Annotated in this window: 19 protein-coding genes; 10 read left to right on the forward strand and 9 right to left on the reverse strand. The window is 72.5% G+C overall.

Translation table 11 applies throughout. The features are described 5' to 3' along the window. Positions 1-168 precede the first annotated feature (168 nt). Both bagA and C1I93_RS14525 read right to left on the reverse strand, forming a co-directional pair. Positions 169-1,146 (reverse strand): ATPase BagA, encoded by a 978-nt coding sequence (gene bagA, locus C1I93_RS14520; protein WP_111243816.1) that lies wholly within the window; start codon positions 1,144-1,146, stop codon positions 169-171. Between the two features lie 26 nt (positions 1,147-1,172). Then, a complete protein-coding gene (locus tag C1I93_RS14525; protein ID WP_146603501.1) occupies positions 1,173-1,667 on the reverse strand; it encodes an Rv0361 family membrane protein in 495 nt (164 codons plus the stop codon). Positions 1,668-1,979: 312 nt separating this feature from the next. Here C1I93_RS14525 and C1I93_RS14530 point away from each other — a divergent pair, with 312 nt between their 5' ends. The 7 genes from C1I93_RS14530 to C1I93_RS14555 all read left to right on the forward strand — a co-directional run bounded on the left by C1I93_RS14530 (position 1,980) and on the right by C1I93_RS14555 (position 9,767). After that, a complete protein-coding gene (locus C1I93_RS14530) occupies positions 1,980-2,435 on the forward strand; it encodes a hypothetical protein (RefSeq protein ID WP_111243830.1) in 456 nt (151 codons plus the stop codon). Positions 2,436-2,478: 43 nt separating this feature from the next. Next, positions 2,479-2,634 (forward strand): Sp36 family protein, encoded by a 156-nt coding sequence (sp36, locus tag C1I93_RS31200; RefSeq protein ID WP_119663753.1) that lies wholly within the window; start codon positions 2,479-2,481, stop codon positions 2,632-2,634. A gap of 28 nt (positions 2,635-2,662) precedes the next feature. Continuing rightward, positions 2,663-3,124, forward strand: a complete 462-nt coding sequence (locus tag C1I93_RS14535; protein ID WP_111243818.1) for a RidA family protein — start codon at positions 2,663-2,665, stop codon at positions 3,122-3,124. A 120-nt stretch (positions 3,125-3,244) separates the two neighbouring features. Then, positions 3,245-4,066, forward strand: a complete 822-nt coding sequence (locus C1I93_RS14540; RefSeq protein ID WP_111243819.1) for an MBL fold metallo-hydrolase — start codon at positions 3,245-3,247, stop codon at positions 4,064-4,066. Then, positions 4,063-7,677: an adenylate/guanylate cyclase domain-containing protein gene (locus C1I93_RS14545; protein ID WP_111243820.1), complete on the forward strand. Its 3,615-nt coding sequence runs from the start codon at positions 4,063-4,065 to the stop codon at positions 7,675-7,677. Before C1I93_RS14540 ends, C1I93_RS14545 begins: the two co-directional genes overlap by 4 nt. A gap of 127 nt (positions 7,678-7,804) precedes the next feature. Then, the gene (locus C1I93_RS14550; RefSeq protein WP_111243821.1) at positions 7,805-8,284 is read left to right on the forward strand and encodes a hypothetical protein; all 480 of its coding nucleotides are present in this window, start codon (positions 7,805-7,807) and stop codon (positions 8,282-8,284) included. Positions 8,285-8,315: 31 nt separating this feature from the next. Then, the gene (locus C1I93_RS14555) at positions 8,316-9,767 is read left to right on the forward strand and encodes a serine/threonine-protein kinase (RefSeq protein WP_111243822.1); all 1,452 of its coding nucleotides are present in this window, start codon (positions 8,316-8,318) and stop codon (positions 9,765-9,767) included. A gap of 25 nt (positions 9,768-9,792) precedes the next feature. Here the strand turns inward: C1I93_RS14555 and C1I93_RS14560 are convergent, their stop codons facing one another. After that, positions 9,793-10,122: a hypothetical protein gene (locus C1I93_RS14560; RefSeq protein WP_146603502.1), complete on the reverse strand. Its 330-nt coding sequence runs from the start codon at positions 10,120-10,122 to the stop codon at positions 9,793-9,795. A 221-nt stretch (positions 10,123-10,343) separates the two neighbouring features. Here C1I93_RS14560 and C1I93_RS14565 point away from each other — a divergent pair, with 221 nt between their 5' ends. From C1I93_RS14565 to C1I93_RS14575, 3 genes are all read left to right on the forward strand, one after another. After that, a complete protein-coding gene (locus C1I93_RS14565) occupies positions 10,344-12,110 on the forward strand; it encodes an alpha/beta hydrolase (RefSeq protein ID WP_111243824.1) in 1,767 nt (588 codons plus the stop codon). A gap of 187 nt (positions 12,111-12,297) precedes the next feature. Continuing rightward, on the forward strand, positions 12,298-12,831 hold the full coding sequence (locus tag C1I93_RS14570) for a sigma-70 family RNA polymerase sigma factor (RefSeq protein ID WP_223256352.1): 534 nt from the start codon (positions 12,298-12,300) through the stop codon (positions 12,829-12,831). A gap of 2 nt (positions 12,832-12,833) precedes the next feature. Further along, the gene (locus tag C1I93_RS14575) at positions 12,834-13,580 is read left to right on the forward strand and encodes a hypothetical protein (RefSeq protein WP_111243825.1); all 747 of its coding nucleotides are present in this window, start codon (positions 12,834-12,836) and stop codon (positions 13,578-13,580) included. 105 nt (positions 13,581-13,685) lie between these two features. Here the strand turns inward: C1I93_RS14575 and C1I93_RS14580 are convergent, their stop codons facing one another. From C1I93_RS14580 to C1I93_RS14605, 6 genes are all read right to left on the reverse strand, one after another. Beyond that, positions 13,686-14,849, reverse strand: coding sequence for an acyl-CoA dehydrogenase family protein (locus C1I93_RS14580; RefSeq protein ID WP_111243826.1), 1,164 nt, complete (start codon positions 14,847-14,849; stop codon positions 13,686-13,688). Next, complete coding sequence (locus C1I93_RS14585) at positions 14,846-16,828, reverse strand: ATP-binding protein (protein ID WP_111243827.1); 1,983 nt, start codon at positions 16,826-16,828, stop codon at positions 14,846-14,848. Before C1I93_RS14585 ends, C1I93_RS14580 begins: the two co-directional genes overlap by 4 nt. Before the next feature lie 119 nt (positions 16,829-16,947). Then, positions 16,948-18,549: an acyl-CoA carboxylase subunit beta gene (locus tag C1I93_RS14590; RefSeq protein WP_111243828.1), complete on the reverse strand. Its 1,602-nt coding sequence runs from the start codon at positions 18,547-18,549 to the stop codon at positions 16,948-16,950. After that, complete coding sequence (locus C1I93_RS14595) at positions 18,546-20,231, reverse strand: acyclic terpene utilization AtuA family protein (protein ID WP_111243832.1); 1,686 nt, start codon at positions 20,229-20,231, stop codon at positions 18,546-18,548. The genes C1I93_RS14590 and C1I93_RS14595 overlap by 4 nt, the downstream gene beginning before the upstream one ends. Continuing rightward, complete coding sequence (locus tag C1I93_RS14600) at positions 20,228-21,022, reverse strand: TIGR03084 family metal-binding protein (RefSeq protein ID WP_111243829.1); 795 nt, start codon at positions 21,020-21,022, stop codon at positions 20,228-20,230. The genes C1I93_RS14595 and C1I93_RS14600 overlap by 4 nt, the downstream gene beginning before the upstream one ends. A gap of 21 nt (positions 21,023-21,043) precedes the next feature. Continuing rightward, positions 21,044-21,670 carry a TetR/AcrR family transcriptional regulator gene (locus C1I93_RS14605; protein ID WP_111243833.1) on the reverse strand — a complete coding sequence of 209 codons (627 nt, stop codon included), beginning with the start codon at positions 21,668-21,670 and terminating at the stop codon, positions 21,044-21,046. Between the last annotated feature and the right edge of the window lie 125 nt (positions 21,671-21,795).

Genomic DNA, 21,795 nt, shown 5'->3' on the forward strand with positions numbered 1-21,795 from the left:
CTCGATTGGTGCCTTCCGACAACGCCGCCCCGCAGCAGACCACGATCCGTACGTCCGGATCGGCCAGGATCTGGTCGACGTCCAGCGGCGGCGCGGCGTTGTCGGAAGGCACCAATCGAGCGTATCGGGCCGACCGGGCCCGCGCGGCAGGCCGAGGCCAGGTGTGAGTCAATCGCCGCTGACGAGCGCCCCGGCGAGGACGTCCAGGCCGGCCCGGTCCACCCCGTCGGGCAGCAACGGCAGCTCCACCAGGGGCACGCCCAACTCCACCAGGTCGGCCCGGAGCGAGTCCTCCAACTCCCGGCGGATGAGCTGGTCGCGTGCCTCGTCGTGCAGGCCGGAGACGATCCGCTGGTCAGCCGGCAACCCGGCGGCGCGCAGCCCGCGCTCCAGCTCCGCCGCGCTGACCAGCCGCCCCGCCGGCAGCGGCGGCCGGGTCCCGTTGATGATCACCCGTCCCATGCCGAAGCCCAGCGCGGTCAGCTCGGAGATCGCGTCGATCGTCTCCTGCACCGGCATCTCCTCCAGCAGAGTCACCACGTGCACCGCGGTTATCGGCGAGCGCAGCAGGGTCGAGACACCCTCGCTCTGGGTCTTGATCGGGCCGACCTTCGCCAACCGGGCGGTCTCGGCTGTCACGTTCAGGAAGCGGCCGATGCGCCCGGTGGGTGGGGCGTCCAACACCACGGCGTCGTACACCCGCCGCTGGTCCACGGTGCGGGTGGTGGCTTCCTTGACCTTGCCGGTGAGCAGGACGTCACGCAGGCCAGGGGCGATGGTGGTGGCGAAGTCGATGGCGCCGAGCTTGCGCAGCGCCCGACCGGCCGCCCCGAGCTTGTAGAACATGTCCAGGTACTCCAGCAACGCCTCCTCGGCGTCCACCGCCAGCGCGCACACCTCACCGCCGTCCGGTGCGTCGGCGAGGTGCCGTTCGGCGTACGGCAGTGGCTCGGTGCCGAAAAGTTGGGCGATGCCCTGGCGGCCCTCCACCTCGACCAGCAGGGTGCGCCGCCCACCGGCGGCCAGACCCAGGGCCAGGGCGGCGGCCACGCTGGTCTTGCCCGTGCCCCCCTTGCCGGTCACCACGTGCAGGCGGGCGGGCCAATCGGTGCCGGCCCGACCGGCCGGGCGCTGCGCTGCTCCCACCCGTCGAGGGTATCCAGCCGCCGGGCTCAGGAGACCTCGCAGACCCACCAGCCCGATCTGCGGATCACTGTGAAGCGCAGATCCTGGTCGGCGATCTTCTCGTCGGAGGTGGTGACGGTCACCGTGGTGGTGACCGTGGCCCGGTCACCCGTCTCGTTGTCCACGGTCGGGCTGTCCCAGCGGAACCGGGGGTTCTGATGGGTCGAGACGTACGTCTCGATCTCGGCGACCTTGGCCCGGATCCGGTCCTGGTCGCGGGCGGCACTGCACACCAACCTGGCGGCGCTGGCCGCGTCGCGCTCCTGGTAGACGGCGGTGAGAAAGTCGTCGACCGCCACCGACGGGTCCGGTGCGCCCTCGCCGGACTCGGTGTTGCGCAGCGTCAGGAAGGCGGCCACACCACCGGCGGCGCAGAGCAGCAGCACGACTGTGACCGTGAGCAAGGCGGTCATCGGCCCCCGGTGGCGGCGCGGGCCGGGCATCGACTGGTACGGCGGATCGCCGGCGGGTGGCTGAGTCATGCGTCCCCCGGGTACGGCGCGTCACCCCGCAGTGGCGGTGAGCGTGGGATCGGGTCGGTCGGGCCGGGCGCCCGTCCAGACCGGAAGGGTAGCGGTCCGTCGGGCTGGTGCCGAGGGGTCGAGGGCTTGCGAACCGGAGAACGAGACGTTTTCGCTGCACAGGTGTCGCAAATGCGACCAAAGCCAGCGGGCGTGCGCGTCGGTGTTGATGGGATCGACGCCTCGGTCCTACCGTCGCTCCGGCACGCCCCGGCCCGGCTGTTCGGGTCGCAGGGTGGGGCCGTGACCAGGTACTACGCCCGGAGGCAGTGCATGCGCGACACGAACAACACGCCCCGAACGCAGTTTCCGACGGGGGCCCGGGGAGAGGGCCGGACGGCCGACGAACGATCCTCGGGTCGACCACCTGTCAACGAGCGTTCGTACGGGCGGCCGGTGCTGCCCGTCGCCTCGCGCGAGCCTGCCGGTCGGGAGGAGGAGAGCCCCGGGTACGTCATCCACCTGCCCATCCGGGTGACCGACCTGGCCGCCGCCACCGCCCTGGCCGGCCGGGTGGCCACCTCCCTGAACTTCCTCCCCGAACTGGATGCGGGCGAGACCGAGGTGTCGACCGCCGACGACCAGAACAACAGGCAGCGGGTCTTCTGCGACCTGCTGCTGCCCGACCGCACCCGGTGCCCCCAGCCGTACGACCACCGGGGCCCCTGCGGTGAGCTGTCTGCCGCGCCGGAACAGCGCCCCGCGCCCCGGCCAGGGACCGGACCGTAGGCTGTGCCCGAAGTGTCCACGCCACGAGGGAGCCCGCACACCGATGCACAAGTGGGAATACGCCACCGTTCCGCTGCTGGTCCACGCGACCAAGCAGATTCTCGACAACTGGGGCGAGGACGGCTGGGAACTCGTCTCCGTCGTACCGGGGCCGAATCCGGAGCAGCTCGTTGCCTACATGAAGCGACGCAAGTCGTGAGCGGGCGTCAGCGAAACGGAGTGTCGGCATGAGCAACGGGCCACACGCGAAGTTGGCGGAACTCGGGCTGGAACTGCCGGAGGTGGTGCCGCCGGTGGCGAGCTACGTGCCGGCGGTGCAGTCCGGGCAGCACGTGTACGTCTCCGGTCAGCTGCCGATGGTCGAGGGCAAGCTGCTGGCCACCGGCAAGGTCGGTGCCGGTGTCTCGGCCGAGCAGGCCAAGCAGCTCGCCCAGCGGTGCGCCCTCAACGCGCTCGCCGCGATCGACTCGCTCGTCGGTCTGGAGAACGTCGTCAAGATCGTTAAGCTGACCGGCTTCGTCGCCAGCGCGCCGGGTTTCACCGGTCAGCCCGCCATCATCAACGGCGCCTCGGACCTCTTCGGCGCCGTCTTCGGCGAGGCCGGTCGGCACGCCCGCAGCGCGGTGGGCGTCGCCGAGCTTCCCCTCGACGCCCCGGTCGAGGTGGAAGTGATAGTCGAGGTCTCCTGACCGCCCTCACCCCCGCGATCTTGCAGTTTTGGTCGGGACAAAGAGCAACATAAACGGCGAATCGGCGACCGAAACTGCAAGATCGCGGGCCCTCGTCAGCGGGGTCGTACGATCGCAGCCATGGGAGGGCATGTGACGGGGGCGGTGAGCGCCCTCGCCAGTGAGTTACCGGCGTGGGTGACCTTGCTGCGGGCACCTAATCCAGGGCCGATGACGCTGGACGGCACCAACACCTGGCTGCTGCGGGCACCGGGTGCGCACGCCGGTGTCCTCGTCGATCCGGGACCGGCCGACGAGGGGCACCTGGCGGCGATCGCCGAACGGGGGCCGATCGGCCTGGTGCTGATCACGCACGGGCACGCGGACCACACCGAAGCTTCCCCGCGCCTGCACGAACTGCTCGGCGGGGTGCCGGTCCGGGCCGTCGACCCGACGCACAGCATCGGTGGCCCACCGCTCGACGACACCGGGATCGACGGGCCCGGCCTGCGGATCCGGGTCGTGCCGACCCCCGGGCACACCGCCGACTCGGTCTGCTTCCTGGTCGAGCGGGACGGCCAGCAGGTGGTCCTCACCGGTGACACGATTCTCGGGCGCGGCACCACAGTTGTCGCCCATCCGGACGGCCACCTCGGCGACTACCTGGCCACCCTGGAACTGCTCTCGGCGTACCGGGGGATCCCGGCGCTGCCGGGACACGGCCCGGCGCTCGCCGACTGCGGTGCCGCCGCCGATTTCTACCTCACCCACCGCCGCGCCCGGCTCGACCAGGTCCGGGCCGCGCTGGACGCCGGTGCGCGGACCGCCGCCGAGGTGGTCGCCACGGTCTACGCCGACGTGGACCGCTCGCTGTGGTGGGCGGCGGAATGGTCCGTGCGAGCCCAACTGGAATACCTGGGCCGGGAATCCGGCGCTGACGACGCGGGGTTGGACCGGCCGTGACCTGCCCGGTGTGCGGAACCGTCGCCGTGCCCGGCGCCCGGTTCTGCCACAACTGCGGCGCCGCGCTGCCGGCTGCCGCGACCCTGCCCGCCGCCGAGCGGCGGGTGGTGACAGTGCTCTTCGGCGACCTGTCCGACTTCACCTCCTGGTCCGAGGATCTCGACCCGGAACGGGTAGGCGCGGTCACCGACCGGGTGCTGGCCGCCCTCGCCGGCGCGGTCAAGACCTTCGGCGGGCACGTCGACAAGCTGACCGGCGACGGGATCATGGCCGTCTTCGGTGCCCCGGTCGCGCATGAGGACGACGCCGAGCGGGCGGTGCGCGCCGCGTTGTCCATGCAGCGGGCCGTCCGCCGGGTGCTCGACGACGAGCGCGGCGGCGGCGCGCCGCTGGGGCTGCGCGTCGGTTTGAACACCGGCGACGTGATCGCCGGCATCCAGGCCGCGATCGAATACACGGTCATCGGCGACACCGTGAACACCGCCGCCCGGCTGGCCGACGCCGCCGCCGTCGGCGCGGTCTACGCCGGCGCCCGCACCGCCGCGGCCACCCGCCACGTGGCCAGCTGGCGGGCGCTGCGTCCGCTGCGGCTCAAGGGCAAACGCGAGCCGGTCGAGGCGTACGAGCTGCTCGGCCTGCTGGATGCGCCGGGCACCCGCTCCGGCCTCGGCGACGAGGCACCCTTCGTCGGCCGGGAAACCGAGATCGGCCGGGTCGCCGGCCGGCTGGCCGAGGTGATCGACCGGGGCGAACCCCGGGTGCTGCTGATGACCGCCGAGGCCGGCATCGGCAAGTCCCGGTTCGCCGCCGAGGTGGAACGCCTCGCCGCCGGGTACGACGTGGGCGCGGGCCGGTACGCCGCGCACACCGGCGCCCGGGTGCTCTCGGTGCGCTGCGCCGCGTTCGGTGAGCGCCGCCGGCTCGCCCCCCTCGCCGACCTGGTGCGCGCCGCCACCGGCCTGCCCAACGACGCGGCCACCGCGGTCACCCGCCCGGCCGTCGAGGAGCGGCTGCGCCGGCTCGGCCAGCGGCTCAGCCGCGTGCGGGGTGAGCCCGCCCCGATCGCCGTCGACCAACTGCTGGCCCTGCTCGGGTACGCCGAACTGCCTGCCGGCAGTTCCACCGACCAGGGTGAGTGGAGCAGCGCCCAGCCGCCGGCCGACGCCGAGGCGGTGCCGAACGCCGTGGCCGACCTGCTCAGCGCGCTCGCCGAGGAAGCGCCGCTGGTGATGGTGGTGGACGATCTGCACGACGCCACCGCCGAGACCATCCGGGCGCTGGAGGTGACGCTCTCCCGGCTCAGCGGGCCGGTGCTGGTGTTGCTGCTCGGTCGCCCGGAGCTGGTGCGGACCGCGGGCACCCTGACCCGGGTCGCGGACGCCGAGGTGCAGCCGCTGCCGCCGCTGCGCGGTGCCGATGCGGCCCGGCTGTTGACCACTTACCTCGGCGGTGGACGGCTGCCCCAGGCCGACACCGACCGGCTGCTGGCCACTGCCCAGGGCAACGCGTTCTACCTGGCTGAGCTGGTCACCCTGCTGATGGAGCGGGGGGCGTTGACCGCCGGGGTGGGCAACCAGTGGCGGCTGGTGCCCGGGTCGCTGGGCAGCCGGCTGCTCTCCCGGGACCTCGCGGCGGTGCTCGCCGCCCGGATCGACGCCCTGCCCGCCGAGGCGCGGGCGGTGCTGCGGGACGCCGCGGTGGTAGGTGACACGGTGCCCGACGGCGCGTTGGAGGCACTGCGGGAACAGCGGGCCGGCCGCGACGGCCGGCCGGCCGCGGTGGCTGCGGTCGAGCTGGACCGGGCGGTCGAGGAACTGCTGCAACGCCGCATGCTGCACCGCACCCGCACCGGGTACGCCTTCGCCACACCGCTGATGCGGGAGGCCGCGTACGCCGGGATCAGCAAGGCGGAGCTGGCCGAACGGCACGCCGCGCTGGCCCGCTGGGCGGCACCCGGAGAGGACGTCACGGGTGCGCCGACACCGGTGGCCGGATCGAGCGGCACCGCGAGCGGTCCGGGCGGCCTGACCGGGGTGTCGCGGGACGACTTCGTGGCCGAGCACGCCGAGCGGGCCACCACTCTCGCCGACGCGGTCACGCTGCGGCCGGACGCACCGGCCCGGGCGGTCGCGCCGCTGGGGGTTGCCGCGCTCGGTCGGGCGACCCGCCGGGCGATGCACGCGGGCGAGCCGGCCCTGGCCGTGGAGCATGCCGAACGCGCCGCCGAACTGGCCGGCGTCAACGGTGTGCCGGCCGCCGACCGGGTGGTGCACGCTCGGGCGTTACTTCAGGTCGGACGGGCCGCCGACGCGCTCGCGTATGCCGAGAAGATCGCCGCGAACGCCGGTGACCAGGCGGACATCCGGGCCAGCGCGCTGCTGCTGGCCGGCCAGGCGCAGCAGGTCATGGGAGACCTACGGCGGGCGGAAGCCTCCTGGCGGGAGGCGTCGCAGGTGGCCACCGACGCCGACCTGGCCGCGCTGCGGGCCTCGGCGATGCGGCGGCTGGGCATGGCGGACTTCCTCGCCGGACGGCTGGGGCAGGCGAGCAGTCGGCTGGCCGCCGCGTACCAGGTCAGTCTGGCGGCGCAGGACCGCCGCGGGCAGGCGTGGTCGTTGCAGAACCTGGCCTGGGTGACCACCACCCGGGGTGACTTCGCCGGCACGGACGCCGTGCTCGGCCGGGCTGCCCGGCTCTTCGCCGAGCTGAAGGATCCGTACGGGCGGGCCTGGTTGCGCGGCACCACGGCGTTCGCCCGGCTGCTCGCCGGTCGCCTGCGGGAGGCGCGTCGGCTGGCTCGGATCTTCCTGCCGTTCGGCGAGCGGGTCGGTGAGGCGTGGGCGGTGGGCACGCTGCGGGCGGTCGAGGCGTACGCCAACGCCGAACTGGGTGAGCTGGCCGACGCCGACCGGGAGGCGCGCCGGGCGTACCGCGAGTTCGCCGCCGCCTCGGACGACTGGGGGCAGGGTTTCGCGCTGGTGGTCCGGGGCGTGGTGGCCCGTGGGCTGGGCGAGCCGGAACACGCCGCCGACCTGCTCACCGACGCGCTGTCGTACGCCCGCCGGACCGGCCATCCGCTGCTCACCGGGATGGCCGGCACGTTGCGCGGTTTCGTGGCGCTGGACATGGGCGACGGTGGCGCCGCCGAGCGGGACGCCCGCGCGGTGCTGACCACTGTGGAGCCGCACAACCCGCAGGCACCCGCGCAGGTGGCGCCCCGGGTGCTGCTGGCGACGGCCCGGCTGGCCGCCGGGGACTCCGGCACCGCTGTCGGGTTGCTCGCCCCGGTCGCCACCGCCGCGGCGACCGCGCCGTCGTTGTTGTTCTCCCGGCGGCAGTCGATGGCGCGCTACGCCTCCGCCCTGCTCGCTCACGGGCAGCTCGAACAGGCGCTGGACTGGGCTCGGCGGGCCGTGCACCTGCCGGCCGAGGACGTCCGCAGTCAGGTGATCGCGAACAGCGTGCTCGCCGAGGCACTGGCCGCCAGCGGCGAGCCGGTGGAGGCGAAGACATACGCGGACGAGGCGGTACGCCTGGCGTACGGCACTGAGCAGCGCAGCGAGCGGGCCGCCGCCGAGGCGTTGTGGAGCAGCCTGCGCAACGCCGGTTGAGGCGTGCTGTCCCGGCAGGTGAGGTTCTGGCGGTTTCGGTGATGTGCCCTGTCGGGGGTGACCGCTAGCGTGAACCCCCACGCGGCGGTCGATGTCGACAGTCGTGCCGTCAAGGGGGAGGGCTCAGATGAGGCTGCCGCGTTCGGTCGCCGGCTGGACGATCGCGGTGTTCGGTGTGTTGGCGCTGTTGATGGGCGCGGTGGGCCTGCTCTGGCCCGAGGCGTTGCTCGGGATGCTGGGCTTCGAGATCCCCGAGACGCGGGCGTCCGGTGACTACACCGGCGTGTTCATGGCCGCGTCGTCGATGGCCTCGTTCAACATGGGCGTCTACTACCTGCTCGCCACCGCCACCGAGTGGCGTGCCTTCTACCGCTTCACAGTGGTCTTCCGGCTCGTCACGTTCACCGTCTTCACCCTCGCGGTGCTGGGTGATGTGGCGCCCGACCGGTTCTTCGGCGTGGCGCTCTGGGAGGGCCTGGGTGCGTTGGCCACGGCTGGCGGTCTCTGGTGGGACGCCCGCCGGGCGGGTCCGGCCGGGGACACCACGGCGGGAGCGGGCGGGACCGATACGTCGGGTGTGGGGCCGGCCGCCGATGCGGTTCGGTGAGCCACCGGCACGGTTAGGTATTTTCGATCCTGTGACCGACACTCCGCCCGGCGCCCTGCCGCTGCCCATTGTGCCCGGTCTGACCGATTTGCAGGTCTTTGCCCGGGGAGGTTATGCGACCGTCTACTCGGCCACCCAGATCTCGGTGGGCCGGGAAGTGGCGGTCAAGGTGGAGAACCGCACCCTGGTCAGCGAGCGTGATCAGGCGCGTTTCCTGCGGGAGGCGCGGGCCGCCGGCCGGATGTCCTCCCACCCACACGTGGTCGACCTTTTCGACGTCGGAGTCACCATCGATCAGCACCCCTATCTGATCATGGAACTTTGCGACGGGTCGTACGCCGAGCGCATGCGCAACTCGCCGCTGGACGCGATCGAGGCCCGCGATCTCGGCGTCAAGATCGCCGACGCGATCGCCCATTCGCACGGTGCCGGTGTGCTGCACCGCGACGTGAAACCGGCGAACATCCTCTACTCGCACTTCAACTCGGCGGTGCTCGCCGACTTCGGACTGGCAGTGGTCGCCGAGATGCGGGACGCCTCGGTGGCGCTGGAGGTGCTCACCCCGGCGTACGCGCCACCGGAGATGTTCAGCCACAGCCCGCCCTCACCGGCGGTCGACGTGTACGCCCTCTGCGCCACGCTCTACGCGGTCATGCACGGGCGTCCGCCGCGCTGGCAGACCGAACGCAACCCGAGCCTGGTCACCGTGCTCGAACTCTTCCACCAGCCGATCCCCAGCCTGCCCGGGGTCCCGGAGGAACTGCTCGACGTGCTCCGGGCCGGGATGGCCAACGACCCGGCGGAACGACCGTCCGCCGCGGAGCTGCGCGACACGCTCGCCGCCCTGTCCCTGGACGGGGACGGACCAGCCACCCCCGTCGGCCGGTACGGCGGCGGCACCAGGCCGACCCAGGTGCCCGCCCCCGCCGACTCGGCCGGCTCGACCGAGCGTCGCCGTCGACGGCGCTGGTTCCTCGGCACGGCCGGGGTGGTCGCGCTGGCCGCCTCGGCGGGTGTCGGCGCCTGGGCCGCAGGTGGTGTCCCGTCGACGCAACCGACCCTCCCGGCTCGCCCTGCCGCCAGCGGCGCGCTGCGTCCGGGCTGTGCCAGCCCGCCTGAGTCACTGCCGCCCGGCACCGGCTGCGCGACGGAGCTGGAGTGCTTCGGGCCGGTGCAGGTGCGCGGCCAGCGGGCCGAGGCGAGCCGGGTGCCGTGCGACAGCCGGCACACCTGGGAGAGCTACGCCCAGGGCGAGTTGCCCGCCGCCCTGCTCGACGCCGACCACGACGAGATAGTCGCCGACCCGGCCGTGCGCGGGGTCTGCAACGAGGAGACCTTCCGGCTGGTCAGCGGCATCCCGCAACCGACCGGGTGGCACCTTGAGGTGTTGCCGCCGGCCGACGGCACGTCCGATCCCACCTATCGCTGCCTTGCCGGACGAGGTCTGGACGGGTTGGCCGCGCCCACGCTAACCAGCGGCTGACCAGCGACGGCCGGGCGCGTCAGGGTCAGCCGGCGCCGCTGTCGCGGTAACGCTCCCGCAGCGCGCGGACCGCCTCGCGGTCACCCAGGGTCTCCAAGGTGTCCGCGTCGATGTTCGGCGGTTCGGTGTCGGCGGCTCCGACGGTGTGATCGGGGGCGGGAGACTCGGTGCCACGCTGGCGAGCGGCGGCGACCGCCACCCCGGCGACCGTGCCGCACAGGACGCAGAGCAGGGCCATCGCCACGCCCAGCAGATCCTGCCGGCGTCCGGTGAGCAACGCGGCCAGCAGCCAGACCGTCGCCAGCGTCGCGACCACCGCCACCACGCGCGCGTCGAGTCCGGGGATGCGCCTCACCCGTCCAGAATGTCGGCGCTCGCCGATCTGTCAACAGTGGCGTCCTGCTGCGCAGCGCAACAGACGAAATTACGACGCGGAGAGTGACGAAGCCGTGACGCTTGTCGGCTTCATGTCCGACATGGGGCTTTTATCGGACCGAATGTAGTGTCCGTCGTCCCTAGAGTGTCGAAGGTCGGGCCCCACTCGACGTGTCCCGTATCCCATCGGAAGGCGTTCACATGCCACGAGTAAAACGGACACTTCTCGCAGCCGGACTCGCCGGCGTACTCCTCGCCGGGGCGGCGGTCATACCCGTCGCCGCCGCGCCGACCTCGATCCCCGGTGCGACAGTCGCGCACCGCACCAGCATCGCCGAGCGGCTGCGGGTCGACCGCGTGCAAACGCCCGAGCTGGACTGGTACGGGTGCTACGAGTACGCGGAGTGCGCCACTGTCGACCTGCCGCTGGACTACGACCAGCCGAACGGGGCGACGACCGAGATCGCGGTGCTGCGGGTCAAGGCGCGCGACCAGAAACGCAAGATCGGCAGCCTCTTCGTCAACCCGGGCGGTCCGGGCGGCTCGGGTACGGACGTCGCCCTCGCCGCACCGTACTTTCTCGGTGACGAGCTGCTCGACCGCTTCGATGTGGTCGGTGTCGACCCGCGTGGCATCGCCGCCAGCGAGCAGCTCAGGTGCTTCACCTCGGTCAAGGACCAGACTCGGGCGCTGGCGGGGCTGAACGTCGCCTTCCCGTACACGAAGGATGAAGAGCGGGCCTACGTCGCCTCCTCGATCGCGGCCGGTGAGGCATGCTCGACCACCGGACAACCGCTCAGCGGCGCGATGTCTACCGCCGAGGTCGCCCGCGACATGGACGTGCTGCGCCGGGCGGTGGGCGACAAGAAGCTCACCTACCTGGGCTTCAGTTACGGCAGCGTGCTCGGGCAGTACTACGCCAACATGTTCCCCGACCGGGTTCGCGCCCTGGTGATCGACGGTGTGCTCGACGCGAGCGCGTGGTTCGGCGGCGGAAAGTACGGCGACGTCGACCAGGAAGCGCGGATGCGCAGCGCGCAGGGCGCGGACAAGGCGCTCCGCGAGATCCTGAAGCGGTGCAAGGCCGCTGGCGTCGCGGCCTGCCCACTGGCCTCCGGTGACCCGGTCGCCAAGTTCGGGTTGGTGACGAAGCGGTTGAAGGCCAAGCCACTTGTGGTCGACGACCCGGACATCGGCCAGTTCACCGTCACCTACGCCGACTTCATCGCCCTCATGCTCAACGGGCTGTACGGCCCGTACGGCTACAACGACGTCGCGTTCCTGACCGCCGAAGTGCTGGAGCTGACCGAGCCGGCAACCCCGAAGGCAGCCCGCGAGCAGGCACGCGTCGCCCTGGCGCAGCGGCACGCCCAGGCCCGTTACGACTTCCCGTACTACAACGGGCTGGAGACCTTCCTCGGGGTGGACTGCACCGACGCCCACCACCCGCGCGACGCCGGATCCTGGGCGGCCCGGGCGGCAGCGGCCGACAAGCGTGACCCGCACTTCGGTCGGCTCTGGACGTGGCTCGGCGCGCCCTGCGCCCGGGACAGCTGGACGGTGCGTGACGAAGACCGCTTCACCGGCCCGTTCGACCGGCGCACCAGCGGCCCGGTGCTGGTGGTCGGCAACTACTGGGACCCGAGCACCAACTACAACGGGGCGGTGTCCACCGCCAAGCGGCTGCCGAACAGCCGGCTGCTCTCCAGCGACAGTTGGGGACACACCGCGTACGGGACGTCGGCCTGCGTGACCGGGGCCGTCGACGCGTACCTGCTGCGGCTGACGTTGCCCAAGAAGGGCACGGTCTGCAAGGGCGACGTCCAGCCGTTCGAGGAGTTGCCGGAGGATCCGACGGCGACCCGGCGGGCGGAGACGTCCAAGAGCGACCTGGCCGCCCAGGGCGCGCCGCGTCGCGGCGAACCCAAGCAACTGCCGCCGGTGGTCGCGCCGCTGCCGGTCCGCTGAGGTAGCGCGCCGGACACCCGGGTACGGCGGGCGATCGGGTCGCCCGTCGTACCCGGCCTCGCTTCGCGGCGGTCATACGCCTCCGTTACCTGATCGTGATGTGGTGGGTAAGGCAGCCGGCCAGCCCAGGCGTTTTCCTTCGAAGGCGCGGCGCCGGACGGCCGGGCCGGGCGAGCAGAGGTGGCTGGTGGATGATTTCTCGGACTTCTACTCCTCCCGCAAAGATCGAGTTCTCCGGGTCGTCGGTGCGGCATCCGGTGGCCGGGATGCCGGGATCGAGGACGCCGTCGCGGAGGCGTTCGCCCGGGCGTACGCCGGCTGGAGCCGGGTGAGCCGGCACCCGGATCCCACCGCATGGGTCATGCTCACCGCCCTCAACATCCAACGGTCGTGGTGGCGGCGGATCCGGCGAGAGGTGCTGGTGTCGACCTTCAGCGATCCGGCGCCGGTCGCGGACCGGGTCGACGTGCCGGCGGCCGTGCAGTCGGCAATCGCCGAGCTGCCCCGACGCCAGCGGGAGGTGCTGGCATTCCGCCTGCTGGGGGACCTCTCACCGGCCGCCACCGCCGCCGCGCTGCGGATCTCGGAGAGCACGGTCAGCGTGCATCTCAGTCGGGCCCTGGCGACCCTGCGTGCGCGGCTGACACCGGCTGCGGATGAGCCTGCGGTGCGGGCGCCGAGGGATGCGGTCGATCAGGCCGCGCGGGCAGCGGGAAGGTGACGATGAGCGACATCGAGACGATCATCCGCGAGGCGTACGCCGATCAGGTGCTGCGGGTTCCCGAGACGGCGTTGCCCGGCATGGTGCGCCGCCGCCGCCGTCGTCAGGTGGGTGCCGCCCTGGCGGTCGCCCTGCTCGTGGCCGTTGGTGGCGTGACCTTCGCGATGCGCCCGTTCCAGGGCGCCAACCTGGTGGCCGCGGTGCCGGAGTCGGGGGCAAGCCGCGCCTACTGTGACCGGGTCGGGGCAGAGCAGCTCCGGGATGACGAGCGGGTGGCGGCACCGGACCGGACCCTGCCATCCACAGTGGTCTCCTTCGGCGAGCGGGGACAGTGGGCCCACCTGTACCTCGGCGAGCGGGTCATCGTCAGTTGCGTCGGGCCACACCACGGCCTGGCGGGAGAACCGGACAGCGCCGAGACCGGTGTGCTCGTGGAAATCGGCACCTCCCCGTACGACGACCCCGCCGAACAGTGGTTCAAGCCGCAGGACATGACGAGTTGGGGGCAGAGCTTCGCGGGCGGGCAGTCCTACCGGCTGGTGGCGGTGCCGGCGGGCACGCTGCGGGCGGAACTGGTGTTGGCGGACGGCACGATCGTGCCCGCCACCCTGGCCGCCGGTCTCGCGGTGGGTTGGCTGCCGACCGCCGACGACCAGGGTCTGCTGGCGGACGGGGTGGCGGTGCGGGCGTACACCCGGGACACGCTGCACGTGCTCAGCGACGGCGAGGTCAAGTCCTCCCCCCGCTGACGGGTGCACTGCCCAGGCACCGTCGCACGTGAACGGAAGGGCCTGAAAGAACTAGGTGAGTGTTCACCGCCCTTCTCGGCACCTGTGTGCGGTGGCCAGAAATGATCAGTACGACTTCTCCTGGCCGAGGACGTGTTGGGCGACGAAGTTGAGGATCATCTCGCGGCTGACCGGGGCGATCCGGCCGGCGCGTACCGCGCCGAGCAGGGTGGCGACGCCGTACTCCGTGGTCATGCCGGCCCCGCCGAGGGCCTGCACGGCCGTGTCGACGGCGAGTGCGGCGGCCTCACCGGCGGCGTACTTGGCCATGTTGCCGGCCACACCGGCCTCCAGGTCGCGGCCGGCGTCATAGAGCACGGCGGCCTTCTGGATCATCAGGCGGGCCAGCTCCACCTGCACGGCGGCGTGCGCGAGCGGATGTGACACACCCTGGTGGGAGCCGATGGTGCGCCCGCCCCACACCTTGCGGGTCGCGGTGTACTCGGTGGCGCGTTCGATGGCGTACCGGCCGGTGCCGGCACCCATCGCGGCGACCGTGATCCGCTCCGGATTGAGCCCGGCGAAGAGCGCCGGCAGGCCGGCGTCCAGCGACTCGCCGACCAGTGCGTCGGCGGGCAGGCGGACGTCGTCCAGGTAGAGCAGGAACTGTTTCTCCGGGGAGACGATCTCCATGTCCAGCGTGGACCAGGTCAACCCGGCGGCGTCGGTGGGCACCAGGAAGAGCGCCGGGGCGAGCCGGCCGCTGGCGGCGTCCTCGGTGCGGGCCACCACGAGCACGTGCTGGGCCCCGTCCACGCCGGAGATGTAGCACTTGCGACCCGACAGCAGCCAGTCGTCGCCGTCGCGGCGGGCCACCGTGCCGAGGCGGTGGAAGTTCGAGCCGGCCTCCGGCTCGGTGATCGCGAAGGCGATCTTCTCGGAGCCGTCGGCCAGCCCGGGCAGGTGGCGGCTGCGCTGCTCCTCGGTGCCGTGCCGGTTGATCACGGTGGCAGCGATGGCGGGGGAGACCACGAGCAACAGCAGCGGGCAACCGGCCGCGGCCAACTCCTCGCAGACGATGGCCAGCTCGGTGATGCCGCCGCCACCGCCGCCGTACTCGGTGGGGATGTTGACCCCCAGGTAGCCGAGCTGGCCGGCCTCGTGCCACAGCTCGGTGGTCTGCTCGCCGGCCTTCGCCTTCTCGACGAAGTAGCGGTGGCCGTAGCGTCGGCCCAGCGCCCGTACCGCCTCGCGGAGCTGGTCCTGTTCGGGGGTGAGGTCGAAGTTCATGCCGGTACCTCCTCGGAAGGGTTGACCACGGCCAGCACCGCACCCGTGTCGACCTGCCCGCCGGGGGAGACGGGCAGCTCGGTGACCACGCCGTCGGCGGGGGCGCGCACCTGGTGTTCCAGCTTCATCGCTTCCAGCGTCAGCAGCAGGTCACCGGCGGCGACCCGGTCGCCGACAGTGACGTGCACCCGGGTCACCGCGCCCGGCAGCGGAGCGAGCAGCGACCCGGTGGCCAGCTCCGCGCCGGGCCGGGGGAACCGGGGCAGCTCGGCCAGGCTCGCCGCCCCGTCCGGGCCGTCCACGAAGACCTCCGACCCGGTCCGGTGTACGCGGTACGTCCGCCGGACCCCGGCCACGTCCAGCACCACCCGGTGCGGGTCCGCCTCGACCACTGTTACCTCCGGTGGCGACCCGCTGCCCGGCGAGGTGGACCACTCGACGAGCCGCCCGGCGCGGTCCAGGCGGTAGCGCACCTCGATCTCCTCGTCGCCCGGTCCGGTGAAGCGGGTGAGCTGCGGAAACGCGGGCACGTTGCGCCAGCCCGAGGGCAACCCGGCCAGCACCGGGGCGGCGGCGCGGCGGGCGGCGGCGCAGCCGAGCGCCGCCGCCAGGCCGACCAGGGGCACCTGGTCGGCGGGGAGCAGCGGAGCGAAGACCTCGGGATGCCGGTCCAGGAAGCCGGTGTCCACCTCCCCGGCGATGAACTCCGGGCTGCGCAGCACGCGGACCAGCAGGTCACGGTTGGTGGTCACGCCGTGCAGTTCGGCACGGGCCAGCGCACCGGACAACGTCCGGGCGGCCGACGCGCGGTTCGGTGCCCAGGCGATCACCTTGGCCAGCATCGAGTCGTAGTGGACACTCACCACCGAACCGTCCAGCACACCGGAGTCCAAGCGCAGCCCCCGGCCAGGAGCGAACTCGCCGTCGACCCTCGGGATCGCGATCCGGTGCAGGGTGCCGGCGGCCGGCCGATACCCCTGCGTCGGGTCCTCGGCGCAGAGGCGTACCTCGATCGCGTGGCCCATCGCGTCCGGGGTCGCGGAGAGCGGCAGGGGTGAACCCTCGGCGACCAGCAGTTGCAGCCGGACCAGGTCCAGGCCGGTGGTCGCCTCGGTGACCGGGTGCTCGACCTGGAGCCGGGTGTTCATCTCCAGGAAGTGGATTTCGCCGTCCGGGGCGAGCAGGAACTCCACAGTGCCCACGCCGACATAGTCGACAGCCCGACCGGCAGCCTCCGCCGCCTCGTGCAGGCGCTGCCGCACCCCGTCCGGGAGGAGACCGGGCGCCTCTTCGACGATCTTCTGGTGCCGGCGCTGGATCGAGCAGTCCCGGACCCCGAGGACGAGCACCGTGCCATGGATGTCGCCGATGATCTGCACCTCGACGTGGCGGCCCCGCTCCACGTACCGCTCGATGAAGACCGTGCCGTCGCCGAACGCCGACGCCGCCTCGCGGCGCGCGCCCGCCACCGCTTCGGCCAGCCCGCCCGCGTCGCGGACCAGGCGCATGCCCCGGCCACCACCACCGGCGGACGCCTTCACCAGCACCGGGAAGTCGGTGACCTGGTCGGGATCGGTCCAGGTGGGCAACATCGGCACGCCGGCCTCGGCGAGCAACGCCTTGGCCGCCAACTTGTCGCCCATCGCGGCGATCACCTTCGGCGGCGGACCCACCCAGGTCAGCCCGGCGTCGGTGACCGCGGTGGCGAACTCGGCGTTCTCGGCGAGGAAGCCGTAACCGGGATGCACGGCGTCCGCGCCGGCCCGGCGTGCCGCGTCCAGGATCAGGTCGATCCGCAGGTACGTCTCGGCGGGCGTGTTCCCGGGCAGCCGGACGGCCTGGTCGGCCTCGGCCACGAAGGGCGCGTCAGCGTCCGCGTCGGAGTGCACGGCCACCGTCTCGACGCCGAGCGCCCGGCAGCTGGCGAAGACCCGACGGGCGATCTCTCCCCGGTTGGCCACCAGCAGTCTCGTGATCATGGAAGTGGGCCTGCCTCTCGTTCACTCCGCTTCGCTGCGTTCCTCGCGCTCACGGGGGCCCGCCTTTCGTTCGCGACTGCGGGACTCCGCTTCGCTGCGTTCCTCGCGCTCACGGGCCCTCACATCCGGAAGATGCCGAAGCCGTCGGCGCCGCGCACCGGGGCGTTGTGGATGGCCGACAGGCAGAGGCCGAGGACGGTACGGGTGTCCCGGGGGTCGATCACCCCGTCGTCGTAGAGCCGCCCGGAGAGGAACAGTGCGCCGGACTGGGACTCGATCTGCTGCTCGACCATCAGCCGCATCGCGGCGTCGGAGTCATCGTCGAATTCCTGGCCCCGCGCGGCGGCGGCCTGCCGGGCCACGATGGAGAGCACCCCGGCCAACTGCGCCGGACCCATCACCGCTGACTTCGCGTTCGGCCAGGTGAAGAGGAACCTCGGCTCGTACGCCCGCCCGCACATGCCGTAGTTGCCGGCACCGTACGAGGCACCCAGGTTCACCGTCAGGTGCGGCACCTTCGAGTTCGACACCGCGTTGATCATCAAGGCGCCGTGTTTGATGATGCCGCGCTGCTCGTACTCCGTGCCGACCATGTAGCCGGTGGTGTTCTGCAGGAAGATCAGCGGGGTGTCGGCGGCGTTGGCGAGCTGGATGAACTGGGTCGCCTTCTGCGCCTCCGCGCTGAACAGCACGCCCCGGGCATTGGCCAGCACACCCACCGGATAGCCGTGCAGCTCGCCCCAGCCGGTGACGAGCGCGCTGCCGTAGGCCGGCTTGAACTCGTCGAACTCGCTGCCGTCGAGCACCCGGGCCAGCACCTCACGCGGATCGAACGGCACCTTCAGGTCGGCACTGACGACGCCGAGCAACTCCTCCGGGTCGAACCTCGGTGGTCGCGGCAGCGGGTTGCGCGGCGGTGGACCCTGCTTGCGCCAGTTCAGCCGGCGTACGCACTGCCGGGCCAGCCGGATGCCGTCGCGCTCGTCAACGGCGAGGAAATCGGCCAGGCCACTCGTTGTCGCGTGCATGGCCGCGCCGCCGAGCGACTCGTCATCGGCGTCCTCGCCGGTGGCCATCTTCACCAGCGGCGGCCCGGCCAGGTAGACCTGCGAACGTTCCCGGATCATGATCGTGAAGTCCGACATGCCTGGCACGTACGCGCCACCGGCGGTGGCGTTGCCGAAGACCACGCTGACCGTGGGGATCTTCTCGGCCGAGAGCCGGGTCAGGTCACGGAACACCCGCCCGCCCGGGATGAAGATCTCCGCCTGGGTGGGCAGGTCCGCCCCGGCCGACTCGACAAGGTTCACCATCGGCAGCCGGTTGGCCAGGGCGATCTCGCCGGCCCGCCGGGTCTTCGCCAGCGACCACGGGTTCACCGCGCCCCCGCGTACCGTCGGATCGTTGGCGACCACCAGGCACTCCACGCCCTCGACCACGCCGATCCCGGTCACCACGCTGGCACCGACCGGGAAGTCCGTGCCGTACCCGGCCACCGACGACAGCTCCAGGAACGGACTGTCCGGGTCGAGCAGCAACTCGATGCGCTCCCGGGGCAGCAGCTTGCCGCGTCTGTGGTGTCGGGCGACGTACTTCTCCCCACCGCCGGCGCGGGCCTGGTCGAGCGCCGCGTCCAGCTCGGCGATCCGCTCCAGCAGCGCCTCCCGGTTGGCCCGGTAGGCCGGTGCGGCCGGGTCGATCCGGCTGTCGAGTGTGGTCACGGGCGCGCACCCTCCTCGGCGGGCAGGTCGACGATCCGGGCCCGGAGCAGTTCGCCGAGCGCCTTGGCCTGCGGGTCGAACCGGGTGGAGGCGGCCACCCCCGCACCGAGCAGTCCCTCGATCACGAAATTGACCGCACGCAGGTTCGGCAGCTCGAACCGCCGTACGGTCAACGGCGCGGTCTCCGGCAACAACTCGGCCAGCCGATCCACGGTCAGCCAGCCGCGCAGCCACGCCCAGGTGGCGTCGGTACGCGCCCAGACACCGAGATTCGCGTCGCCGCCCTTGTCCCCAGACCTCGCCCCCACCACCTCGCCCAGCGCCCCCCGCCGCGCCGACTGATGCAAGGAGGGGCCCCCTGTTAACGCCTGGTGTAGTAAAGGGGCCCCCTGCAAACACGTAACCGGCGGTGGGGCGATCGGCACGCGGGTGCCGTCCGGCAGCACGGCGACGTGGGCGACATCGCCCTGCCCGGCCGTGTCGGCGGTGAAGACGCCGTACGGGGTCGCCTCGCCGGGCAGGGTGGTGAGCGTGCAGCCCGGGTAGGAGGCGAGCGCCAACTCCACCGCCGCCGCCGAGAAGGCCCGCCCGGCCCGCGCCCGGTCACCGTCCCGCAGGTGTACGTGCAGCAGCGCGCTCGCCGTCTCGGTGTCGACGGCATCCGGATGGTCGGTACGGGCCAACGTGAACTCCAGCCCGTCCCGACCCACCGACTCCTCGATCTGCCCCCGGACCAGGGCAGCCTTGGCCGGAATGTCCAACCCGCAGAGCACGAAGGTCATCGAGTTGCGGAAACCGCCGAGGCTGTTGACGCCCACCTTCAGCGTGTCCGGCGGCGGCGTACCCCGGACCCCGTGCACCCGGACCCGATCCGGCCCGTCCTGATCGAGGCGCACCGAGTCCAGTCGGGTCACCACGTCCGGCCCGAGGTACGCCGGCCCGCCCACCTCGTACAGCAGTTGGGCGGTGACGGTCTCCACGGTGACTGCCCCACCGGTGCCCGGATGTTTGGTGATCACTGACGAGCCGTCCGGATGAAGCTCGGCGATCGGGAAGCCGGGGCGGTGACCGCCGTCGGGCAGTTCGGTGAAGAAGCTGAAGTTGCCGCCGGTCACCTGCGCCCCGCACTCGATCAGGTGTCCGGCCACTGTCGCTCCGGCCAACGCGTCGAGGTCGTCCCGGCCCCAACCGAAGCGGGCGATTCCCGGGCCGACGAGCAGGGACGCGTCGGTGACTCGGCCGGTCACCACCACGTCCGCACCGCCGTCGAGGCAGGCGGCGATGCCGAACGCGCCGAGGTACGCGTTCGCGGTGAGCGCCTCCGGCCGGACCAGGGCGTCGCCCTCGACGTACCCGACCCGCACGTCGAGCCCGAGCCGTCCGGCAAGGGACCGGACGGCGGCGGCCAGTCCCGCCGGGTTCAGACCACCGGCGTTGGTGACGATCTTCACTCCCCGGTCCAGCGCGGTGCCGAGGGCGCCCTCCAGTTGCCGGAGGAAGGTTTTCGCGTACCCGAGGTCGGGATCGCGCATCCGGTCCCGGCCCAGGATGAGCATGGTCAGCTCGGCCAGGTAGTCCCCGGTCAACACGTCCAACTCGCCGCCGTCGAGCATCTCCCGCCAGGCCGAGAAGCGGTCACCGTAGAAGCCGGAGGCGTTGCCCACCCGCAGCGGCGCGGTCATGCCGCCGCCCCGCCGCCGGGTGCCCGGCCGCCGCCGGGCGGGCCGGCGAACACCTGTGCCACGTCCAGCCACTCGTCGGCGACCGGGCCGGTGGCGACCAGGGACAGGTCGGCGCGATGCCGGCGCTGGGTCACCAGCAGACAGAAGTCGAGCGCCGGGCCGGTCACCCGGTCCGCCGCGTCCGGCGCACCGAAGGCCCAGGTCTCGCCGCCGCTCGGGGCGGACAATTCGACCCGGACCGGCGCCGTCGGCAGCGGACGGCCGTGGGCGGCGAAGCTGTGCCCGAGGGTACGAAAACCGAGGTACGCGATGTGTCGCAGGCGGGCGGTGGCGGGACGGGTCACGCCGAGCGTGTCGGCCACGTCCTCGCCGTGCGCCCAGGTCTCCATGATCCGCGCGGTCACCATCGAGGCCGCCGACATCCGGGTGCCGAACCACGGCAGTTTCTCCCCGTCCGGCACCGCGGTCAGGGCCGCCGCCAGCACCGCCCGGCCGGTACGCCAGCGCGCCAGCAACTCGGCCGGCGGGGCGAGGAATTCCGCCGCGCCCGCGTCGACCAGGCGGGACGGGTCCGGTGCCGAGGTGACCGTGGCGTAGAACGCCTCGGCGTCGGTCGCCGCGAGGTGCGCCCGGTGGTCGGTCCAGGCCAGGTGGGCGATCTGGTGGGCGATCGTCCAGCCCGGCGCGGGGGTGGGCCGGTCCCACTGGGCCGCCGGCAGCGCCGCGACCAGCGCGTCGAGTTGCTCGGACTCGGCTTTCAGGTCGGTGAGCAGGGCGGGCAGGTCGACCATTGATGCCTCCGGGCGGAAAAGTCAGTGTCGATCCGGCTCACCGGCGGGAGCGAGCAGGGTGGCGAGCTGGTGTTTCCAGGCGTGCAGCAGGGCGGCCCGGCGGGCCGAGTCGTCACTGAGCAGGTTGGCCACGCCGAGCCCACGGAGCAGGTCGAGGGTGGCCTGCACGGCCTCGCGTACGCCCGGTCGTCGCTCGTCCACGCCGAGCAGGTCGATGGTCAGGCGGTACATCTCGCGGCCGATCCGGGTTTCCAGGGGGAGCAGCGCGGCGCGTAGCTCGGCGTCGGTGCGGGCTGCCACCCACAGTTCGAGCGCGGCGACGAAGAGCGGCCCGGTGAAGGCGGCGGCGAGCAGGTCCACCACCCGGTCCAGGCGGTCGGGGCCGGCTGGCAGGACACCGGCTTCGACGCGCAGCTCGGCGGCCCGGCGCTCGGTGAGGTGGGCGACGGCAGCGGTGACCAGAGCGGTCCTGGTCGGGTAGTGGTGCAGTTGGGCGCCCCGGGACACGCCGGCCCGAGCCGCCACCACCGTGGTGGTGGTGCCGGACCAGCCATGCTCCACCAGACACTCGACGGTCGCCTCCAACAGCCGGGCCTGGGTGGCCCGGCTGCGTTCCTGTTGCGGGACGCGGGTCGATGCGGTCGGCACGCGCACAGCCTGCCGCCGGAGAAACAAACAGTCAAGCCTGACTTTTTCTGACCCAGGCGGCCAGCCTGGGCGGCGGCACCGGGCGGCGGCACCCGGGCGGCGGGCGCGGGTCGGTGGTGCCGGGC

The organism is Micromonospora endophytica, from assembly GCF_003236305.1.
Lineage (GTDB): Bacteria > Actinomycetota > Actinomycetes > Mycobacteriales > Micromonosporaceae > Micromonospora > Micromonospora endophytica.

Excerpts from the sequence above, each read along its gene's own strand:
- C1I93_RS14575 (WP_111243825.1), top strand. The coding sequence starts at position 12,834 with ATGAGCGACATCGAGACGATCATCCGCGAGGCGTACGCCGATCAGGTG.
- C1I93_RS14585 (WP_111243827.1), bottom strand. The coding sequence starts at position 16,828 with ATGATCACGAGACTGCTGGTGGCCAACCGGGGAGAGATCGCCCGTCGG.
- C1I93_RS14595 (WP_111243832.1), bottom strand. The coding sequence starts at position 20,231 with ATGACCGCGCCGCTGCGGGTGGGCAACGCCTCCGGCTTCTACGGTGAC.
- sp36 (WP_119663753.1), top strand. The coding sequence starts at position 2,479 with ATGCACAAGTGGGAATACGCCACCGTTCCGCTGCTGGTCCACGCGACC.
- C1I93_RS14600 (WP_111243829.1), bottom strand. The coding sequence starts at position 21,022 with ATGGTCGACCTGCCCGCCCTGCTCACCGACCTGAAAGCCGAGTCCGAG.
- C1I93_RS14565 (WP_111243824.1), top strand. The coding sequence starts at position 10,344 with ATGCCACGAGTAAAACGGACACTTCTCGCAGCCGGACTCGCCGGCGTA.
- C1I93_RS14535 (WP_111243818.1), top strand. The coding sequence starts at position 2,663 with ATGAGCAACGGGCCACACGCGAAGTTGGCGGAACTCGGGCTGGAACTG.
- C1I93_RS14525 (WP_146603501.1), bottom strand. The coding sequence starts at position 1,667 with ATGACTCAGCCACCCGCCGGCGATCCGCCGTACCAGTCGATGCCCGGC.
- C1I93_RS14540 (WP_111243819.1), top strand. The coding sequence starts at position 3,245 with ATGGGAGGGCATGTGACGGGGGCGGTGAGCGCCCTCGCCAGTGAGTTA.
- C1I93_RS14530 (WP_111243830.1), top strand. The coding sequence starts at position 1,980 with ATGCGCGACACGAACAACACGCCCCGAACGCAGTTTCCGACGGGGGCC.
- C1I93_RS14550 (WP_111243821.1), top strand. The coding sequence starts at position 7,805 with ATGAGGCTGCCGCGTTCGGTCGCCGGCTGGACGATCGCGGTGTTCGGT.
- C1I93_RS14580 (WP_111243826.1), bottom strand. The coding sequence starts at position 14,849 with ATGAACTTCGACCTCACCCCCGAACAGGACCAGCTCCGCGAGGCGGTA.